We start from the raw sequence: 17,774 nt of genomic DNA, 5'->3' as shown, positions 1-17,774 counted from the left end.
CGGCCTTTCGAACCGCCGGGTCTTCAACCGGGGCGCGCCGTCGTTTCCGGCGGGCGCCCCGTCAACTTGTCTCAGCCCAGGTGGTGGGCCTTGCCGTGGTCGTGGCTGGCGCCACCCTCGTGGTGGTCATCGTGGTGGTGGCCCATGGCCACGCTCATCCCGATGAACAGCGCCGACAGCATGGTGAACACGTACGCCTGCACGAAGGCCACGAACAGCTCCAGCAGGTAGATGCCGAAGGCGAACGGCACGCTCACCAGGGCCACCGCGGGGTTGCGGAGCATGAAGATGAGGCCCAGCAGGAAGAAGATGACGATGTGGCCCGCCAGCATGTTGGCGAAGAGGCGGATGGTGAGCGCGAAGGGCTTGGTGAACAGGCCCAGGAACTCCACCGGAATCATGATGGGCCACAGCCAGGGGGCCACGCCGCCCGTCAGGTGCTTGAGGTAGCCACCGATGCCCGCCGCGCGGATGCCCGCCGCCTGCGTGACGAAGAAGGTGCACAGCGCCAGGCCGCACGTGATGGCGATGTTGCCCGTGGCGGTCGCCATCCAGGGGAACAGGCCCAGCAGGTTCATGAAGAGGATGAAGAAGAACGCGGTCAGCAGGTAGGGCACGTAGCGGGGACCCTCCTCCTTGCCGATGTTCTTGATGGCCAGCTCGTCGCGAACGAAGAGGACCAGCATCTCGAAGAGGTTCGCACCGGCGCCGCGCGGCACGAGCTTCGTCTTGTCGCGGTTGCTCCAGATCATGAGCGCGCCGATGAGCAGCAGCGCCGCCAGCCACATCATCACCGTGTGCTTGGTGATGGAGAGGTCCAGGCAGCCCTGGCCCAGGCCCGGGTACACCTCACCGTGGCCGCCGTGCGGATCCGCCACCGGCGTGCAGGCACCCTCGTGGAACGGGATGAGGATCTGCGGCAGGTGGATGGGGATGTGGTTGTGGCTGAGGGGGACCTCGAACTCGTACTCGTTCGAGTCGGACACGTGATGGAGGATGTAGCCGGCGACGTCCTCGCCCTCGGCGTCCTTGTCCTCGTTCGCCACGCCGTGCTCGCCGGCCTGACTGGAGGCCCACACGGTGCCCGCGAACAGACAGGCGAACAGCACCATTGCCTTGCGCATCACTCGTCTCCGCCCGCCGCGTCTTTCGACGTGGCCATCACGTAGCTGACTTCAATCCACTGCAGCGCGAAGTAGACGCCGAAGAAGCCGCCCACGAACGCGATCGCGCTCAAACCCCGGGACACCACCCACGCCAACCCCAGCCCGACGCCCACGCCCCTGAGGGCGAAGACCACACCGACCACCTTCAACGCCGCCTTCAAATCCGCCTGCATCGCCGCGCGCCGCTTCAGCACCAGCGCCAGCACGCCCGTCACCGCCGCGATCCCCACTCCGAGCAGCGCTGAGACCCGGTCGTCCGTCTCCTTGGGCAGCGCCGCCGCCACCACCGCCCCCACGCCCATCACCGCCGCCGCCAGCCCCGCGTGCGTCCAGAACGCATCCCGCTTCGGCTGCCCACCCTTCCCCGTCACTTGCGCTTCCCCAGCTGGCTCATCGCGTGGAGGAAGCCGTAGAACCCCACGCCAATCCCCACCAGGCTCAGCCCCAGGAGCAGCCAGGGCGCAGTCCCCAGCCACTTGTCCAGGAAGTACCCTCCCAGGACCCCCACCACCGCCCCGCCCACCAGCTTCCAGACCGCGGAGATGTACGGCTCCGCCGCCCGCATCTGCCGGGCCGTCTCGCCCAGCTCACTGCCCGGCGCGTCCTCCTGCTTGCGAGGCTCCTGGTCTGCCATGCGGACGCCTCACCAAACCCCGGGAAAGTCTTGGGTTTCCTTCACCAACCCCGACCCCGCCCATACACGCGCGGGCGCCGCTTAGCACCGAATGCGCGGCGCGTGCAACCGGTACGGGGACGCGGGGCTCCAGGGTGCCAGCAGCGGTTGCGGCACCCGCAAGCGCAGCTACCACCTCGAGGGGTCCATGGGGGGTGTTTCTCCTCTAAGGGATGGGGTCCTGTAGCAGGCGGCCCGGGGGGCGCCCGGTGGATCAGCGACGGGGGAGGCACGAACGGGGGTGACGGGCGGCCGGGCGTCGCGCCCGCTGCCTCTCAGCACCGGGCGGACGGCATCGCCAGCTTGGCAGGGGGCACGTTGGCCACTCATGCCCAAGGAGTCCACGCATGCCGAAGCCGCTCGAACTCACCTCGCCGAAGTTCAAGGACGGAACGCCCATCCCCATCGCCTACACCGGCGAGGGGGAAGACCGGGCGCCGCCCCTGCACTGGGAGAACCTGCCCGCCGGGGCCAAGAGCCTGGCCCTCATCGTGGAGGACCCGGACGCGCCGGACCCGGCGAACCCCCAGCGCACCTTCTGCCACTGGGTCCTCTACAACCTCCCCGTGAACGCCCAGAGCCTGCCGGACGGGGCCACCCTGGACGTGCTGCCGGAGGGGGTGAAGCTGGGGCGCAACGACTTCGGCCGGCAGGACTACGGCGGTCCCATGCCCCCCATCGGCAACCACCGGTACTTCTTCAAGCTGTACGCCCTGGACACGGTGCTGCCGGACCTGAAGCAGCCCACCCGCACGCAGCTGCTCCAGGCGATGGAGGGCCACATCGTCGGGGAGACGCAGCTCATGGGCACCTATGAGAAGACGCACCACCGGCGGGCGGAGCACCCCCACTGAACAGGCGTCCTGGAGCCCTCAAGGTGACGGCAGCTCGCGCAGCATCACGGCGGGCAGGTTCGGCACCTTGAGGTACTCCACGCGCGTGGGCTTCGGCGCCACCGGGGGCCAGCCCGGCGCGTCCAGCGCGGCGAGCAGCGTGAGCACCGGATAATCGAAGGACTCCACGCGCGGGCCTGACGCCGGCAGGGGGACCAGGCCCCACGCCAGCGACAGGCGCAGCCGTTCACACCGCGCCAACTGCGGCACGTACGCGGGCAGCCGCTGCGCGTGCTCCCCTGCCTCCAGGAAGTGGCAGTACGCGATGGCCTCCTCGCGGTTGAGCACCTCCGGCGGCACGTCCTGGAGGAAGCGCGCTCGCAGCGGGGCCAGCTCCGGCCGCTTCGCTTCGTCCACCCAGGGGAGCTGTTCGCGCACGCGCTCGGTGCGGTGGAAGTCCATCATCCGGCCGGCGCGCTCCACCACCACGGGCTCCACCCGTTGAAGGGCCTGCGCTTCCAACGGCGTCAGGTCCAGCGGGGCCAGGGCCGCGCGGGCATCGTGGCGCCACGCTTCACGAAAGCGCGGATCCACGTGCAGCCGCGCCAGGACCTCCAACGTTCGTGGGTAGCTCATGCCGCGCTCGCACCGCAGCGCTGGAGGATGGCGCGCGCACGGGCCAGCTCCTCCACCAGCCGCGCGAAGGGAGGAAAGCCGCTGTCCATCTCGAAGTTCACCCCGCGCACCGGGCTGCGTGGCGCCACGTATTCCAGCAGGCGCCACACCTCCTCCGGCGACGGCGCGGAGTGGCTGTCCAATCTCAATCCCTCCATCGTGACACCGCCCGCCAGGTGCACCTGCACCACGCGCTCCAAAGGCAGACGGTCCAGGAAGGCATACGGGTCGAACCCGTGGTTGACCGCGTTGCAATACAGGTTGTGCAGGTCCAGCAGCAGGCCGCAGTCCGCGCCCTCCACCACGCGGCGCAGGAACTGCGCTTCGTCCAGCGTGTTGAGCGGCGTGTGGAAGAGATACGCGATGTTCTCCACCACGAAGGGCACGTCCAGGTCCGCCCGCGCCGCCTTCAGGTTGCGCACGCACGTGGCCACCGCCTCCTCCGTCAGCGGCACCGGCGTCAGCGCGCGCAGGGGCACGTTCCCCACGCGCGTGAAGCACAGGTGGTCCCCGTGCCAGACGCTCTTCGTGACGTGGCGGATGCGCTTCAGGCCCTCGCGGTAGCCGGGCGCGTCCACGCCGTCCGAGCCCACCGACAGCTCCAGGCTGTGGCCCACCAGCGGATAGCGCTTCGCGAGCAGCTCCAGCCGCCGCTCCGAGTCCGGCGTGAGCGGCAGGAAGTGCTCGGGCGTCACCTCCAGCCAGTCCACGCCGGGGTTGCCTCGCGCCAGGTGCGGATTGAGGTCCCAGCGGTAGCTGAGCCCCACGCCCAGGAAGGGAAGGCCCATGGCGTCAGGCCTTCCGCCGCGCCATCACCTGGAGGTGCTGCCCCAGGACGGCGAAGCCCTCGTGCGCCAGCTTCTCCTGCAGCGCCAGTATCTCCTCGCGCGCGGACCACGCGTCCCACGGCTTCTCCGCGGTGCCGCCGTGCGCGGCCGTCATCGCGTGGAGCATGTCGAAGAACATCACCGGCTTGCCGAAAATCTCGATCAACTCCGCGCCCGCGTCCGCCACCGCGCGCTCCAGCTCGCGCACGGTGAAGGCGTGCACCGGCAGGCCGTAGGGGCACGTCGTGCGGCCGTCGTGGAGCGTGCGGAAGGCCTCCTGCGGCTTGCCCTGCTTCAGGTAGCCGGAGAACGCCTCGTAGCGGTTGTCCACGCCCAGCACCACCGGCGCGCCCGGCTTCGCCACGCGCACCAGCTCCTTCACCGCGCGCGGGTACGCGTCCAGGCAGTACGACACCGGGTCGCCTTCACAGAAGACCAGGTCGAAGGCCGCGTCCGGCAGCTCCAGCGCCGCGACGTTCCCCTCCACGAAGGCCGCGCGGTCCAGGAGCCCCTTCGCGGCGAACTGCGCCTTCGCGCCGTCCAGCATGCCCGGAGAGATGTCCAGCACGGTGACGTGGTGCCCTCTCTCCGCGAAGCGCGTGCCGAACTTGCCGCCGCCGCCGCCCGCGTCCAGCACGCGCCAGGCCGTGCCGTCCTCCGGCAGCAGCGCCTCCACGGGCTTCCAGGTGAGGTGCTCGTAGGTCAGCCAGAACAGCTTGATGGCCATGGCGTTGGGCGCGCCCTGGTCGTACTTCGGGGACACCTCGTCGTAGCGGCGCTTGAGGCTCTGCGGATCGGCGGCGGTCATGCGAGAAGCCCTCGGGCAGGTCAGTAGTTGAAGGAGATTTTCGAGAGGATCCGCCGCTCCTGGGAGCCGCCGAAGGGCTGATCCGTGTAGACGAGGAAGATGTCGCTCCACTGGCGGTAGTGCCACCCCACCATCGCGTCCAGGAACGTGCCCTTCACGGCGTTGTAGTCCGCCAGCTCGTACACGCCGCCCTTCTGCAGCGTCACGCGCGCGTAGAGGTCCGGGCTGAAGTGGTAGCGAAGCTGCGCGTAGCCGGAGAAGCTGTAGCCGTCTCCGGACGTGCCGTAGAGGTCGCTGTTCGTGGGCACGTTGAAGTTGCGCGTGTAGAAGCCGCTCAAGCGCGCGACGATGTGCGGGCCAATCTTGATGTTCGCCGAGCCGTTGAAGCCGCGGATCTCCCCGCCCAGGAAGCGGCCGGCGACGGCGGTCAGCGTGTAGCTCTGCCAGTCGTGCGGGAACAGGGTGAAGCCGAACGTGCCCAGCCGGTCGCGGAAGCCCAGGTTGTCGTCGTAGATGCCCTCCAGGTAGAGCGCGAAGTCGTGGTGCAGGTAGGGCTGCACGTTGAGGCGGTTGCGCCAGCGCGTGCGCTCGTGCTCGTGGTTGCGGCGCCACAGCGAGTCCCACGTCACGTCCAGCCGCGGCAGGAAGCGCCACTTGGGGAACGGGTTGAGGAACACGCGCGAGTTGTAGCCCTGCTTGTCCACCACCGGCGTCCAGCCCAACGGGTTCGCGTAGTTCTTCCCGATGTCCTCGAACTGCAGCCAGACCTCCGACAGCGTGTCGAAGCGGTGCAGGCCCACGTGGTACGCGTCCGAGTCCTCGTTGCCCAGCGGGCTCCAGCTCTTCAGCGCCTGCGCCTGGATGAAGAACTCCTCGAAGAGGTGGAAGTTGCCGTCCACGCCCACCGTCTGGAAGTCCGAGTCCCCGTACAGCCCGCCCCGCCCGCTGCGGTTGATGGCCACCAGGGCAATCATCGACCGCTTGCCGATGTCCTGCTGCAACCGCAGCACGCCGGAGTTGACGTTCTCGAAGGCCTCGCGCCCCTGCGCGTCGCGGCCGGAGAGGTCGCGGTGCTGCACGTCCAGCATGGAGAAGCTGAGGCCGCTCACCTTGCCGGTGAGCTGCAGGCCGCCCCACACCCGGTCATGCGGCCGCAGCGCGATGCGGCGGGAGCTGAAGATGCTGATGGGCGCGATGAAGAGGTGCTCGCTCTCCGTGAAGAACGAGCGGCGCTCCGGCAGCAGCGGCTGATCCGTGTCCAGCAGGAGGAAGCTCTGGTCCGCTTCCGCGTCGCTGAAGTCCGGGTTGGCGGTGAGCTTCACCGACAGCCAGGGCGTCGGGTCGATGCGCGCGTCCGCGCCCACGTTGGGACGGAAGGTGCCCCGGTCGTCCGTCGTCTTCAGCGCCACCGTGGTGGCCACGTACGGGGTGATGCTGAAGATGGAGCGCGGCTTGATGCCCTTCAACCCCTCCAGGTGCGGGTAGCGGCTCACCTTCGCGCTGTTGACGCCGTCGGGCGTCCAGTTGCTCCACTCCTGGTTGCGGGACTGCTCGCGGTCCAGGAGCATGCCGAAGGAGATGTCGTCCTTCGTCTCGAACTGGAAGTTGGCGAAGGGGATGCGCACCTCCGAAATCCATCCGTCCTTCACAATGGTGGACTTCGTCTCCCACTCACCGCGCCAGTTGGTGGAGAACGCCTCGCCGTCATCCACGATGCGCCCGTCGGTGCGCACGCCCAGCGGGTTGGTCCAGAAGTAGTACGCGTTCCGGTGGTCCAGGAACGTGTCCAGGATGATGGTGATGTTGTCCTCCTGGTGGAGGAACCCCTCGTTCTGCACCGTGTAGCCGGTGATGCGCTCCGGCTTCGTGTCCAGGCAGTGGAAGAGGAAGTAGAGGTTGTCCTCGTCGTAGAGGATGCGGACCTTCGTGTCGTCCGGCGCGGGCTTGCCGTAGTTGACGCGCGTGAGGTACCAGCCGGAGATCTCCGGGGCCGCCTGCCACGCGGGCTCATCCCCCTTGCCGTCGATGGTGATGGTTTCCTGCGTGCGCGTCGCGGTGACCTTGTACGTTGAATCAGCGTGTCCCAGCGTGGGCACCAGCGCGGCCAACAGCGCGGTGCCCCAGCGACAGACGTGGCGAAGGGGGCTCATCCGGGCTCCGAGGTGGGGGTGAGGGCGGCCACGGGGGCCGGTTCAGACGGGGCGTGGGCGGACGCCTCGCGCACGCGCGACACACAGCCGAGCGCCAGCACGAGGGACACCGACGAAAGAAGGAACGCGCAGCCGATGCCGGCGGCCTGCGCGACGAAGCCATACGTGACGGGCGCGAGCACGGACGCCACCGCGGAACAGGAGCCCAGCGCGCCCATGAACCGGCCGCGCTCGGAAGGGCCGGGGGACTGCTCCACCACCAGCGCGGACGCGGAGGAGCGGTGCAGGCCATCCGGCACCGCCAGCAGCACCCAGGCCGCCACCAGCGTCAGCAGCGCGGCGCCGTCCGGCAGCCACCCGCAGGCCCCCAGCACCGCGGCCATCACCGCCATGCCCGCCAGGCCCGGCGCGATCAGCCCCACGCGCCGGGACATCCGGTCCGACAGCCGCCCACCGAAGGGCTGCGCGAACGCGTACGTGAGCCACGACGCCGCCACCAGCGGGCCCACCGCTTCGCGGGGCGCGCCCAGCTCCACCGCGTACAGCGGCAGGTACGTGGGGAACAGCGCCAGCGCGAAGGTGAAGAAGAACTGCCAGAGGAACAGCGCCGCCGCGCCTGGCCGGTCCTTCACGTAGGTGAACGGCGACAGCAGCCCCCGGAACGCCAGCCCCCACCCCGCGCCCGCGCTCGCCCGTCCCGCTTCCGCGCGCGGCGGCCGCGCCGGTTCATCCAGCCCCAGGAGGAGCAGACTGCCCGCGAGGAACAGGCCGCCCGCCAGGAAGAAGGTGCCCGCCACCGACAGCGCGCGGATGACGGCGGAGGACGCGAACAGCGCCGCGACGAACACCAGGTTCGACGTCGCGTCCAGCAGCGCGAAGAGGGTGGCGCGCTGCTTCGCGGGCGCGAAGTCCGCCACCATCGCGTTGGACACCGGCGCCGCGCTGCGCGACAGCAGCATCTTCAGGATCATCACGGCGGCGAGCGGCTGCGGGTCATCCACCAGCGCCACCGCCGGCACCATCAGCGACGTGACGAGCGACAGCCCCACCACGAAGGGCTTGCGCCCATGGCGGTCCGACAGCGCCCCCAGCACCGGCTGCACGAAGATGGGCAGCAGCGCCCCCACCGTGTAGAGCGCGCCAATCTCCTGGAAGCCCAGCCCGCGCGAGCGCAGGTACAGCGGCATCACCGGGTTGAGCAGGCCGGAGGCCGCCATGCCCAGGAGCCCCGAGCCCAGCATCACCCTGAGATTTCCCAGCCCCCGCGTCAGCCCGTACATCTCCCGGATGGCACCGGCGCCCTGGCGGATCATCCCCCCACCCCTCCGGCGCCGGCCTCATCCGCGTGACGCTTCAGCCCCAGCACCGCGTCCACCGCCCGCGTGAGCGTGGGCACCGGCCGCACGTCCAGCGCCGTCAGGGGCGCCGGGTCGAACCCGCTGCCCTCCGGCACGAACACCGCCACCCGCCCCGCTCGCGGAAACACCTGCGTCACATAGGCCTGCGCCACGCCCAGCTTTCCCTGGAGGAACTCGCGCGGCGCGGGCGCGAGCTTTTCCCCATGCGCCTCCAGCGCCACGCCCGTGCCCAGGAAGGGCGACGGCAGCGGCACGCCCGAGAGCAGCGCCACCCACGCGACGAACAGCGGCAGCGACGCGCTCCGGCCATCCAGCGTCACGTTGCGGCCGCGCGGAGAGACGTGCAGGTCCGTCTCATCCCACGGCAGCGCGTAGCGCTCGCGGCCCACCGCCGCCAGGTGGCGCGCATGGTCCTGCCACGCGGGGGTGAAGGCATTGCCCCGTGACACGTCCGTCCACAGCCGTCCCTGGCCGGGGCGCACGGACACCTCCACGGGCACGACGCGAAAGAGCGCGTGTCCGCCGACGTCCGCCTGGGTGAAGAGCAGCAACTGCGTGGATGCGGGCAGCATGGGCGGGGCGTGTCGGCGCGCTCGAGGAAAGACACAGCCGGGAGGAGGACCGAGGCCCTCCTCCCGGCCATGAAACGCGTTACTCCGCGTTGACGATCACGGTGCCCATGCCCATGGAGCAGGTGCACTTGTCGGTGGCGGCGGAAACGCGGACGATCTCGGACTGGATGTACATGGTGGTTCTCCTGAGATGGGTGTTGAGGCCTGGGAAACGGCGGCCGTGACTACTCGGCGCTCGTGGTCGTCGTGAGGACGCCCATGCCCATGGAGCAGGTGCACTTGTCGGTGGCGGCGGAAACGCGGACGATCTCGGACTGGATGTACATGGTGTGTTTCTCCTGGGATGGATTGCTGCATTCACAGCCACTGCGGTGAAACATGGCGGAGTGTGGACAGGGGGTCTGACATTGCCTGTCGACACACCGTGCTTCGTTCCAGCCGTGAAAAGACGTCTCACGTCTGGCATCACGCGCACCCGGGGCGACCCGGGCACACGGGATTCCCAATGACCAGGACATGACCCGGCCAGTCCCCTCACGCGGGGCAAAAGACAGCTCAGCGGACGGCGGAAATCAGACGGGACGCGAGGGCTGGCACAGCCCCAGTTCCTGGAACTGCGCCACGGTGCGCTGGACGTCCGCGCGGATGGCCTCCTCCTGACCCGTGGCGTTCAGCCGCTGCGCCAGTGACGCCACCGCCCCCTCCAGGGACGTGCCGCCCTGGCACAGCTCGAAGATGCGCGCGGCGGTCTCGTTCACCCGGAAGACCTCTCCCCCTTCGGTGTCCAGGAGGAAGAAGGCCCCGTCCTGCTGCTGGACGATGACGCCGGAAGTCGCGTGGGGCAGGTTCAAGACATCCCCTTTCCTTGCGTTGTTACATTTCCATGTTTCTAAAGGCTCTCACCAACACTGTCAACACATGCAAGGATTTGGGTTGGGGGACCATGAGAGGGTTTGCGGACGTGCCGGGTCTCGCGACGACGCGCCGGGCCAGAGGGGGGCCAGTGTTGTGCGCTGGTGGGCGATTGACCGGCGGGGGTGGCTTCACCGCGGGCGCGAGGGGTGCGAAGGTGGAGCGGTGAGGAGCACAGAGCGCATGAACCGTCGGGTGGGGACGGTTTCCGAGGAGCCGGGGGCGGTGTACCGCCTCTTCGACGACATGCCCCTGGGCGTGTTCGTGCTTCGGGACGGTCTGCTCGTGCACGCCAACGCCGCGATGTCGCGCCTGACGGGCGTCGCGCGCGAGCTGCTGGTGGGCCAGCCGGTGACGTCGCTGCTGTGGGAGCCGGGCCCCCTGGAGGACCCGGCGGACCGGCTGGCGCGGCGGCTGGGCACGTCTCCGGTGGCGGGCACCTACGAGGCATGGCTGCACGTCGCGGGCAGCGGGGTGCGCGTGGAGCTGACGGTGCATCCGCACGCCCGGGATTGGGTGGTGCAGGTGCGCGACGTGACCTCGCGCGTGCGGCGCCGCATGGTGCTGCGGCGGCTGGCGGAGCTGGGCAGCGCGGTGCGCGCGCTGCACTCCGAGGACGCGGTGCGCGAGGAGGTGTTCCGCGGGCTGGAGGCGCTGGAGCTGGGCTTCGCGTGGCTGACGCCCCGGGGCGTGGGCGTGGAGCTGTCCGTGGCGGGGCTGTCCCCCCGGCTGGTGCCGCACGCGCCGGCGCTGGGAGGCCGCGTGCGCGCGGAGGCCCCCGGCGGCTGGGCGCCCGCGCTGGTGCGCACCTGGCGCGACGGCGACGCGTGGGTGGAGGACCTGGGCGTGGAGGCGTCCCGCTTCGTGTCCGAGGCGCGCATGGACGCGGTGCTGGCGGTGTTCCGCCGCGCGGAGACGCACCGGGCGGTGGGCGTGCGCATCGACGTGGAGAACGCGCCCATGGCCATGCTGGTGCTGGCCTCGGAGTGGCTGAGCGAGGAGGACGTGGCCGCGGTGCGGCTGTTCGGACAGCAGGTGTCCTCCGCGCTGGACGCGGCGCGCACCATCCAGCGGCTGAGCGTGCGCGCCACCGCGCTCACCGCGCTGGGACGGCTGGCGGCGCAGGCCGCGGCGGCGCCACACCCGCGCGCCTTCTTCGGCTCCGGCACGGAGGAGATCTCCGGCCTGCTGGGCTGCGACGCGGTGTGCCTGCTGCTGCCCGCGGACACGCGGCACGAGCCGGGCGAGCCGCTGGAATTGGTCTACTCGCGAGGCCTGTCCGAGGACGCGGTGGCGCGCGTGCGCCGCGCGCGGCTGGGCTCGCTGCCCCGTCCGGGCGGGATGCCGGACGCGGTGCAGGTGCTGGACGCGGAGGCGTGTCCCGCGCCCACGCGCGACGCGCTCCGGGCCCTGGCGTTCCAGACGCTGGTGTCGGTGCCGCTGCGGGTGCGCTCGCGGGGCGTGGGCACGTTGAGCGTGCTGTTCCACGCGCGCCGGCGGCTCACCGCGCTGGAGGTGGAGACGCTCCAGGCCATGGGCACGCACTTCGCGGCGGCCATCGAGTCCCACCGGCTGCTGGACGAGGTGCGCGGCCGCGCGGAGGACCTGGCGCTGATGCACGAGGTGGGCAAGGCGCTGGCCGCCACGCTGGAGCTGGACCGGCTCTTGGCCACGGGCGTCACCAGCCTGGCGCGCATCGTGGACGTGCCGGACGCGTACGTGCTGCTGCCGGACGCGGAAGGCCAGCGTCTGGCCATCCGCGCCGCGACGGGCAGCCACCCGGAGCTGCTGGGGCGCGAGGTGCCGCTGGACCTGTCGTCGAGCTCGCTGGCGGGCCAGGTGTTCCGCTCGCGCCAGCCGCTGCGGGTGGAGGACGCGAGCACGGAGGTGCGGCTCAACGACGAGCTGCGCCAGGCCGCGGAGGGCATGTCGTACATGGTGCTGCCGCTCGCCGTGCACGACCAGATGGTGGGCGTGGCGGTGATGGTGGAGACGCGCCGGCAGCGCCGCTTCACGCCCGCGGAACTGGAGCGCGCGGACGCCATCGCCAACCAGTTGTCGCTGGCGCTGGAGGGCGCGCGGCTGGTGGAGGACCTGAAGCAGAGCTACGCGAAGCTGGCGCGCACGCAGGAGCAACTGGTGAACCGCGAGCGGCTGGCCGCGCTGGGCGAGCTGTCCGCGGTGGTGGCCCACGAGGTGCGAAACCCCCTGGGCGCCATCTTCAACTCCGTGGCCACCATCCGCCGCATCGTCGGTCCGGAGAGCGCGGCGACGGCGCTGCTGGACATCGTGGGCGAGGAGGCGGACCGGCTGGACCGCATGGTCGCGGACCTGCTCACCTTCGCGCGGCCTCCGTCGCCGCACCCGTATCCGGTGTCCGTGTCGCAGCTCCTGGAGGAGGCGGTGGGCAGCGCGCTCTCCGACGTGGGCGCCACCCTGCCGCACCCGGTGCGGGTGGAGTGGATGATGGAGGAGGACGTGCCGCCGGTGACGGTGGACGAGCGGCTCATCCGCCAGTGCTTCCTCAACATCGCGCTCAACGCCGTGCAGGCCATGCCCCAGGGCGGCACGCTGCGCGTGGTGGCGCGCAAGGCGTGGATGGACCGGGCCGGCGTCCAGGTGGAGATCTGCGACACGGGACCGGGCATCCCCGCGGAGCTGCGCGCGCGCGTCTTCGAGCCCTTCTTCACCACCAAGGCGCAGGGCACCGGGCTGGGGCTCGCGCTGGTGAAGCGCATCATGGATTCGCACCTGGGCCAGGTGTCGCTGGACACGCCGGAGACGGGCAAGGGCACCATCTTCCGGCTCTTCCTCCCGCTGGAGCCGCCCGTGGCGCCGCCCGTGCCCCTGACGGGCGCATGACAGACGCGTGAGCAGGGATTGAACAGTTCCCTCGCGCGGACTCCCTCCGTGCTCCCGGCTCGTGTCTTCTCCCGGCCTCAAGGACGCACTTTCCGGAGAGGGACGATGAACCGGTTCCAGATGACGGCTGGCGTGGTGGCGGGGCTGCTCGGGATGGCGGGCCCGGCTCGCGCGGAGGAGCCGCGCGTGGAGCTGCGCGCGGTGGCGGAGCTGGGCTTCCTGGACGTGCTCTCGCACAGCATCCGGGAGGGCAGCGACGGGACCCTCTTCCGCTTCCCCGAGGACGGCGGGCAGGACAACCTCTACACGTTCGTGCGCCTGAGCGCGGAGCTGTCCCTGCGCGGGCGGCACACGCTGGTGTTCCTGGTGCAGCCCCTGGACATCCAGACGCAGGTGGTGCTGCGGCGGGACGTCACGATTGATGGGCTGACGTTCCCGCAGAACACGCCGCTGGACGTGCGCTACGCGTTCCCGTTCTACCGGGCCAGCTACCTCTACGACCTGCTGGACGACCCCGAGCGGGAGCTGTCGGTGGGCGCGTCCCTCCAGCTTCGCAACGCGACGTTTGTCTTCACGTCCGCGGACGGGACGTTGCGGCGGGCCAACCGGGACGTGGGGCCGGTGCCGCTGCTCAAGGTGCGCGTGCGGTGGCCCTTGAGCCAGAACTGGTGGGTGGGCCTGGAGGCGGATGGCAGCTACGCGCCGACGGCCATCATCAACGGCGATGACGACTCGGCCACGGAGGGAGCGCTGCTGGACGCGAGCCTGCGCGGCGGCGTGCGCATCACGGACACCGTCGACGTGTTCCTCAACCTGCGCTACCTGGGCGGCGGCGCGCGCGGCACGTCCGACGACAACGAGGAGGAGTTCAGCGACGGCTTCACGAGCAACTGGCTGAACACCGCCACGGTGTCGCTGGGCCTCCAGTACCGGCTGCCGGCGCTGGACTGAAAGCCCCGGGGGTCAGGCGCCGCTGTCGGCGCTGAGGAAGAGCCACATCACGCCGAAGCCCAGGGCGCACGCCAGGGCGACGACCACGAGCATGGCCCAGAAGCGGTACTGGGGCGGGATGGGCCACAGGCCCGCGAGCGGGTTGCCGCCCGTGGGCTTCGCGGGCTTCTTCTTGTTCTTGTTGCGCTTCTGCTCGGCGAGCTCGGCCTCGCGGCGCTTCAGCTCCGCTTCCTTGAGGGCGGCGGAGATGTCCATGTCGTAGCCCACGAGCGTTTCACGCGTCTTGGTCCGCACCTGCATGGGGCGGGTCTCGTGGGGGCGCTCGTCGACGACGGGGGCCTTGCGGCGCGGGACCTCCTTGGGCGGGACGTACGGGGCCGCCTTCTCCTCGAGGTAGGCCGGCATGCTGCCGGTCGTCTGGGAGAGGGCGCCGAAGATCTTCGCGGCCTCCAGGGCCTCGGTGGCCTCGCCCGCGCCCTGGGGCTTCCAGGGGACGGGCAGCTCGTCCTGGGACATGGGGCGGGTGGCGTCCGGGAAGGCCTCGGGGGGACGCGACTGCGGGGCGGCGCGCGGTGCGGGGTTTGCCTTGGCGCGGCCGGGCTTTTCGACGTCGGTGCTCTCGTCGTCCGCGTCGTCGGTGTCGGGGCGCATGGCCATGGGGCCGGCGCCCTCGGTGGCGTCGTCCTCTCCGGAGCCCGGGGTCCAGCCGGAGTTGCCGGTGGCGGGCAGGCCCGTCGCGCTCTTGCGCGTGGGCCGCTCGTTGGTCGTGGAGTCCTCACTGCCTGCGCCGGGAGTCCAGCCCGGGCGCGAGGGGCGGTTCTGCATGGGTGAGTCCTCCGGGGCCGGGGGGGGCCCGTCACGGTGAAACGCTCGAAGATGAGGAATGGAGTCTTCCGCGTCCGGGCGAAGATTCCAATCCGGCTGGGACGGATGTTCGACCGGAGCCTGCCTGCCCGGAAGCGAATCCGGCCCCTCACGGGTCTCCGCCCCCGGGTCGGTGGAGTCCTCGGAGCCCGGACCGGCCGGGGAGCCTTGGAGGGCGGGAGGCTCCCGGGGGGTGGGTTCGTCCTCGCCCGGACCAGGAGTCCACGAGGACGGGGGCGCCTGTCCGGGCGCGGTGGCCTCTCCGCTGCCCGAGCCCGGCCCCGGAGCCAGGGGCGGGAGTCCCGGTGCGGTGGGCTCCGCGGCGCCGATGCCTGGGAGCCAGGCATCCATGGTGATCTCCAGGTTGTGCAGCCGCGCCGGAGGCGCCTTGCGTGGCAGCCCGGAGTCCTCAGCGGCCCGCTGGGCAGCGGCGGCGCGCAGCGCCTGTTCGACCTTCGCCGCGTCCAGCGCCTCGGTCCGCTCACCCACGCTGGCGTACTCCGGCGGCGGCTTCACGGCTTCGAGCGCTTCGGTCTCCTGGCCAGCCCCGGCTCGCTCCGCCTGCCGCAGCTTCGCCGCGTCCAGCGCCTCCGTCGCGATGTCCTCCTGCGCGCGGAGCGCCTCCGCCACGTCCTGCGCTCCCGACGGCGCGAGCACCGACGGGAACTCCTGCCGCGTGCTCGCGCGCTCGGGCTGCTCGCGCAACAGGTCGTCCAGCACCTGCTGCTCAATCACCTTCTCGCGCGGGAAGGCCGCCGACATCAGGCGCACCAGGTCCTGATCCGTCACGTTGGGCGCCAGCTTCTCCTTCAGCGCGCCCAGCGCCTCCGCCATCGCCGTCGCCGTCGGAAAGCGGTCGTTCGGCTCGGACGCGAGCGCCCGCGCGAGGAACGCGTCCACCGTGCGCGGCAGGTCCGGCCGGTAGCGCCCCGCCGGCTCCCACTGCGGATAGGCCGCGCGCCGCCAGCGCTCCAACGGGTCCCCCCGCTGCGACAGCGGCTTCCACGCGAACAACTCCCACAGCACCACGCCCACCGCGTACAGGTCCGCGCGCCGGTCCACCGTGCGCTTGCGGGCCTGCTCCGGCGCCATGTACGTGAGGTTGCCAATCACCACGCGCGGCGCCGTCTGCTGCTCCTTCAGCGTGGACTGCGCCGCGCCGAAGTCGATGATCTTCACCTCGCCCGCGTAGCTCACGCACACGTTCGCGGGGGACAGGTCGCGGTGCACCAGGTGCAGCGGGTGCCCCTCTTCATCCGTCGCGTCGTGCGCGTACGCCAGGCCCTCGCACAACCGGATGCCCAGTTGCAGCAGCGGCCCCAGGGGCATCATCCGCTGACGCTGCCGCAGCCGGTACGCGAGCCGGCTGAGCGTCTTGCCCAGCACGTACTCCATCGCGAGGAACAGCTGCCCGTCCACCTCGCCCATCGCGTACACGCGCGCGATGTTCGGGTGCGCCAGCCGCACCACCACGCGCGCCTCGTCGCGGAAGCGCCCCACGAACTGCCCGGTGTCCTTCAGCCCGGGCAGCACCTTCTTCACGACGACCGCGCGCCGCACGCCCTCCTCGCGCGCGAGGAAGACCTCCCCCATCCCCCCGGCGCCAATGCGGCGCACGAGGGTGTAGGGGCCAAAGCGCACGGGCCCGGTCAGGGCCTCCGGTTCAACGGGCGTCGCCAAGCGCGCGGAACGCCTTGCGGGCCGCGGCGAGCACGTGCGCCACCTCCGGCTCGCCGATGGCCAGCGACACGAACGCCGCCTCGAACTGGCTGGGCGGCAGGTACACCCCTTCTTGCAACATCGCGTGGAAGAAGCGCCCGAACTTCGCCGTGTCCGCCTTCTTCGCGGACGCGTAGTCGAACACCGGCTCCGCCGTGAAGAACACCGTGAGCATGCTGCCCACGCGGTTCACCGTCACCGGCACGCCCGCCGCCTTCGCCTCCGCGCGGAAGCCCTCCTCCAAGAGCAGGCCCAGGTGCTCCAGCCGCGAGTACGTGCCCGGCGCCGCCAGCGCCTTCACGCACGCCATGCCCGCCGCCACCGCCACCGGGTTCCCGGACAGCGTGCCGGACTGGTACACCGGCCCCTCCGGCGCCACCTTCGCCATGATGTCGCGTCGGCCGCCGTACGCGCCCAGCGGCATGCCGCCGCCCACCACCTTGGCCATCGTGGTCAGGTCCGGCTTGAGCCCGTACAGCTCCTGCGCGCCACCGCGCGCGAGCCGGAAGCCCGTCATCACCTCATCCAGCACGAAGAGCACGCCGTGCTTCTGGCAGAGCTTCTGCAACCCCTCGAGGTAGCCGGGGCGCGGCACCAGCACGCCCATGTTGCCCACCACGGGCTCGATGATGGCGCAGGCGATGTCCTTGCCCTTCTCGCTGAAGATGCGCTCCACGGCCTCCAGGTCGTTGAAGGGCGCGGTGAGCGTGAGCGACGCCAGCGCGGCCGGCACGCCCGGCGAGTCCGGCAGGCCCAGCGTCTCCACGCCGCTGCCCGCCTTCACGAGGAACGGGTCACCCGCGCCGTGGAAGCAGCCCTCGAACTTGAGGATGGAGTCGCGGCCGGTGAAGCCGCGGGCCACGCGGATGGCGGCCACCGTGGCCTCCGTGCCGGAGGACACGAGGCGCACCTTCTCCACGGAGGGCACCGTGGCGCAGAGCAGCTCCGCGAATTCAACTTCCGCGGCGACAGGGGCGCCGAAGGTGGTGCCGCGCCGCGCGGCCTCCAGGATGGCCTCCACGATGGGCGGGTACGCGTGGCCCAGGATGAGCGGGCCCCAGCTGCCGACGAGGTCCACGTAGCGGTTGCCGTCCACGTCGGTGAGCCACGCGCCGGAGCCTTCCTTGAAGAAGACGGGGTCGCCTCCCACGCCACGGAAGGCACGCACCGGAGAGTTCACGCCACCCGGGATGCGCGCCTGCGCACGGGCGAAGAGGGCCTGGCTTTGAGCGTGTTTCATGGCGGGTTCCATAACACGCGGTCCGCCGTGCCTCGCCGCCGCTCTTCGTCCGCCTGGCCGCTAGCGCCCCCCACATGACGTCCAGGCCCTTGGGGCACGGCCAGGCATGGGGTACGCCGGGTGTATTTTCATCTGAAATCCATTTTCACTCGTGAATGAATCTT

The 17,774-nt window shown here is 70.9% G+C and carries 15 protein-coding genes; 3 read left to right on the top strand and 12 right to left on the bottom strand.

Annotated features, from left to right (window positions below; genetic code table 11):
- Positions 1–71 precede the first annotated feature (71 nt).
- The 3 genes from atpB to JYK02_RS24325 are packed head-to-tail and all read right to left on the bottom strand — an operon-like array spanning position 72 to position 1,800.
- Positions 72–1,124 (bottom strand): F0F1 ATP synthase subunit A, encoded by a 1,053-nt coding sequence (gene atpB / locus JYK02_RS24335; protein ID WP_207054406.1) that lies wholly within the window; start codon positions 1,122–1,124, stop codon positions 72–74.
- Positions 1,124–1,537 (bottom strand): hypothetical protein, encoded by a 414-nt coding sequence (locus JYK02_RS24330; protein ID WP_207054405.1) that lies wholly within the window; start codon positions 1,535–1,537, stop codon positions 1,124–1,126. The genes atpB and JYK02_RS24330 overlap by 1 nt, the downstream gene beginning before the upstream one ends.
- The gene (locus JYK02_RS24325) at positions 1,534–1,800 is read right to left on the bottom strand and encodes an AtpZ/AtpI family protein (protein WP_207054404.1); all 267 of its coding nucleotides are present in this window, start codon (positions 1,798–1,800) and stop codon (positions 1,534–1,536) included. Before JYK02_RS24325 ends, JYK02_RS24330 begins: the two co-directional genes overlap by 4 nt.
- Before the next feature lie 386 nt (positions 1,801–2,186).
- Between JYK02_RS24325 and JYK02_RS24320 the strand changes: the two genes are divergently transcribed.
- Complete coding sequence (locus JYK02_RS24320; RefSeq protein ID WP_207054403.1) at positions 2,187–2,693, top strand: YbhB/YbcL family Raf kinase inhibitor-like protein; 507 nt, start codon at positions 2,187–2,189, stop codon at positions 2,691–2,693.
- Between the two features lie 18 nt (positions 2,694–2,711).
- Here JYK02_RS24320 and JYK02_RS24315 read toward each other — a convergent pair whose 3' ends face one another.
- From JYK02_RS24315 to JYK02_RS24285, 7 genes are all read right to left on the bottom strand, one after another.
- Positions 2,712–3,308 carry a hypothetical protein gene (locus JYK02_RS24315; RefSeq protein ID WP_207054402.1) on the bottom strand — a complete coding sequence of 199 codons (597 nt, stop codon included), beginning with the start codon at positions 3,306–3,308 and terminating at the stop codon, positions 2,712–2,714.
- On the bottom strand, positions 3,305–4,135 hold the full coding sequence (locus JYK02_RS24310; RefSeq protein WP_207054401.1) for a DUF692 domain-containing protein: 831 nt from the start codon (positions 4,133–4,135) through the stop codon (positions 3,305–3,307). The genes JYK02_RS24315 and JYK02_RS24310 overlap by 4 nt, the downstream gene beginning before the upstream one ends.
- A gap of 4 nt (positions 4,136–4,139) precedes the next feature.
- Positions 4,140–4,982 carry a class I SAM-dependent methyltransferase gene (locus JYK02_RS24305; RefSeq protein WP_207054400.1) on the bottom strand — a complete coding sequence of 281 codons (843 nt, stop codon included), beginning with the start codon at positions 4,980–4,982 and terminating at the stop codon, positions 4,140–4,142.
- 20 nt (positions 4,983–5,002) lie between these two features.
- The gene (locus JYK02_RS24300; RefSeq protein WP_207054398.1) at positions 5,003–7,132 is read right to left on the bottom strand and encodes a carbohydrate binding family 9 domain-containing protein; all 2,130 of its coding nucleotides are present in this window, start codon (positions 7,130–7,132) and stop codon (positions 5,003–5,005) included.
- Positions 7,129–8,445 (bottom strand): MFS transporter, encoded by a 1,317-nt coding sequence (locus tag JYK02_RS24295; RefSeq protein ID WP_207054396.1) that lies wholly within the window; start codon positions 8,443–8,445, stop codon positions 7,129–7,131. The genes JYK02_RS24300 and JYK02_RS24295 overlap by 4 nt, the downstream gene beginning before the upstream one ends.
- The gene (locus tag JYK02_RS24290; RefSeq protein ID WP_207054394.1) at positions 8,442–9,062 is read right to left on the bottom strand and encodes a hypothetical protein; all 621 of its coding nucleotides are present in this window, start codon (positions 9,060–9,062) and stop codon (positions 8,442–8,444) included. Before JYK02_RS24290 ends, JYK02_RS24295 begins: the two co-directional genes overlap by 4 nt.
- 572 nt (positions 9,063–9,634) lie before the next feature.
- Positions 9,635–9,913: a PqqD family protein gene (locus tag JYK02_RS24285; protein WP_207054392.1), complete on the bottom strand. Its 279-nt coding sequence runs from the start codon at positions 9,911–9,913 to the stop codon at positions 9,635–9,637.
- Positions 9,914–10,157: 244 nt separating this feature from the next.
- Here JYK02_RS24285 and JYK02_RS24280 point away from each other — a divergent pair, with 244 nt between their 5' ends.
- Complete coding sequence (locus JYK02_RS24280; protein WP_242588873.1) at positions 10,158–12,836, top strand: GAF domain-containing protein; 2,679 nt, start codon at positions 10,158–10,160, stop codon at positions 12,834–12,836.
- A gap of 105 nt (positions 12,837–12,941) precedes the next feature.
- Entirely contained in the window at positions 12,942–13,787 is an 846-nt protein-coding gene (locus tag JYK02_RS24275; protein ID WP_242588872.1) for an outer membrane protein, read from the top strand.
- A gap of 12 nt (positions 13,788–13,799) precedes the next feature.
- Here JYK02_RS24275 and JYK02_RS39870 read toward each other — a convergent pair whose 3' ends face one another.
- The gene (locus JYK02_RS39870) at positions 13,800–16,331 is read right to left on the bottom strand and encodes a serine/threonine-protein kinase (protein WP_242588871.1); all 2,532 of its coding nucleotides are present in this window, start codon (positions 16,329–16,331) and stop codon (positions 13,800–13,802) included.
- The gene (gene hemL / locus JYK02_RS24265) at positions 16,315–17,610 is read right to left on the bottom strand and encodes a glutamate-1-semialdehyde 2,1-aminomutase (RefSeq protein WP_207054391.1); all 1,296 of its coding nucleotides are present in this window, start codon (positions 17,608–17,610) and stop codon (positions 16,315–16,317) included. The genes JYK02_RS39870 and hemL overlap by 17 nt, the downstream gene beginning before the upstream one ends.
- Positions 17,611–17,774: the final 164 nt, after the last annotated feature.

Origin of the sequence: Corallococcus macrosporus (assembly GCF_017302985.1) — a bacterium.
GTDB classification, from domain to species: Bacteria; Myxococcota; Myxococcia; order Myxococcales; family Myxococcaceae; genus Corallococcus; species Corallococcus macrosporus_A.
Note: the sequence above shows the minus strand (reverse complement) of the source record. Positions and strands in the feature narration are given on the sequence as shown.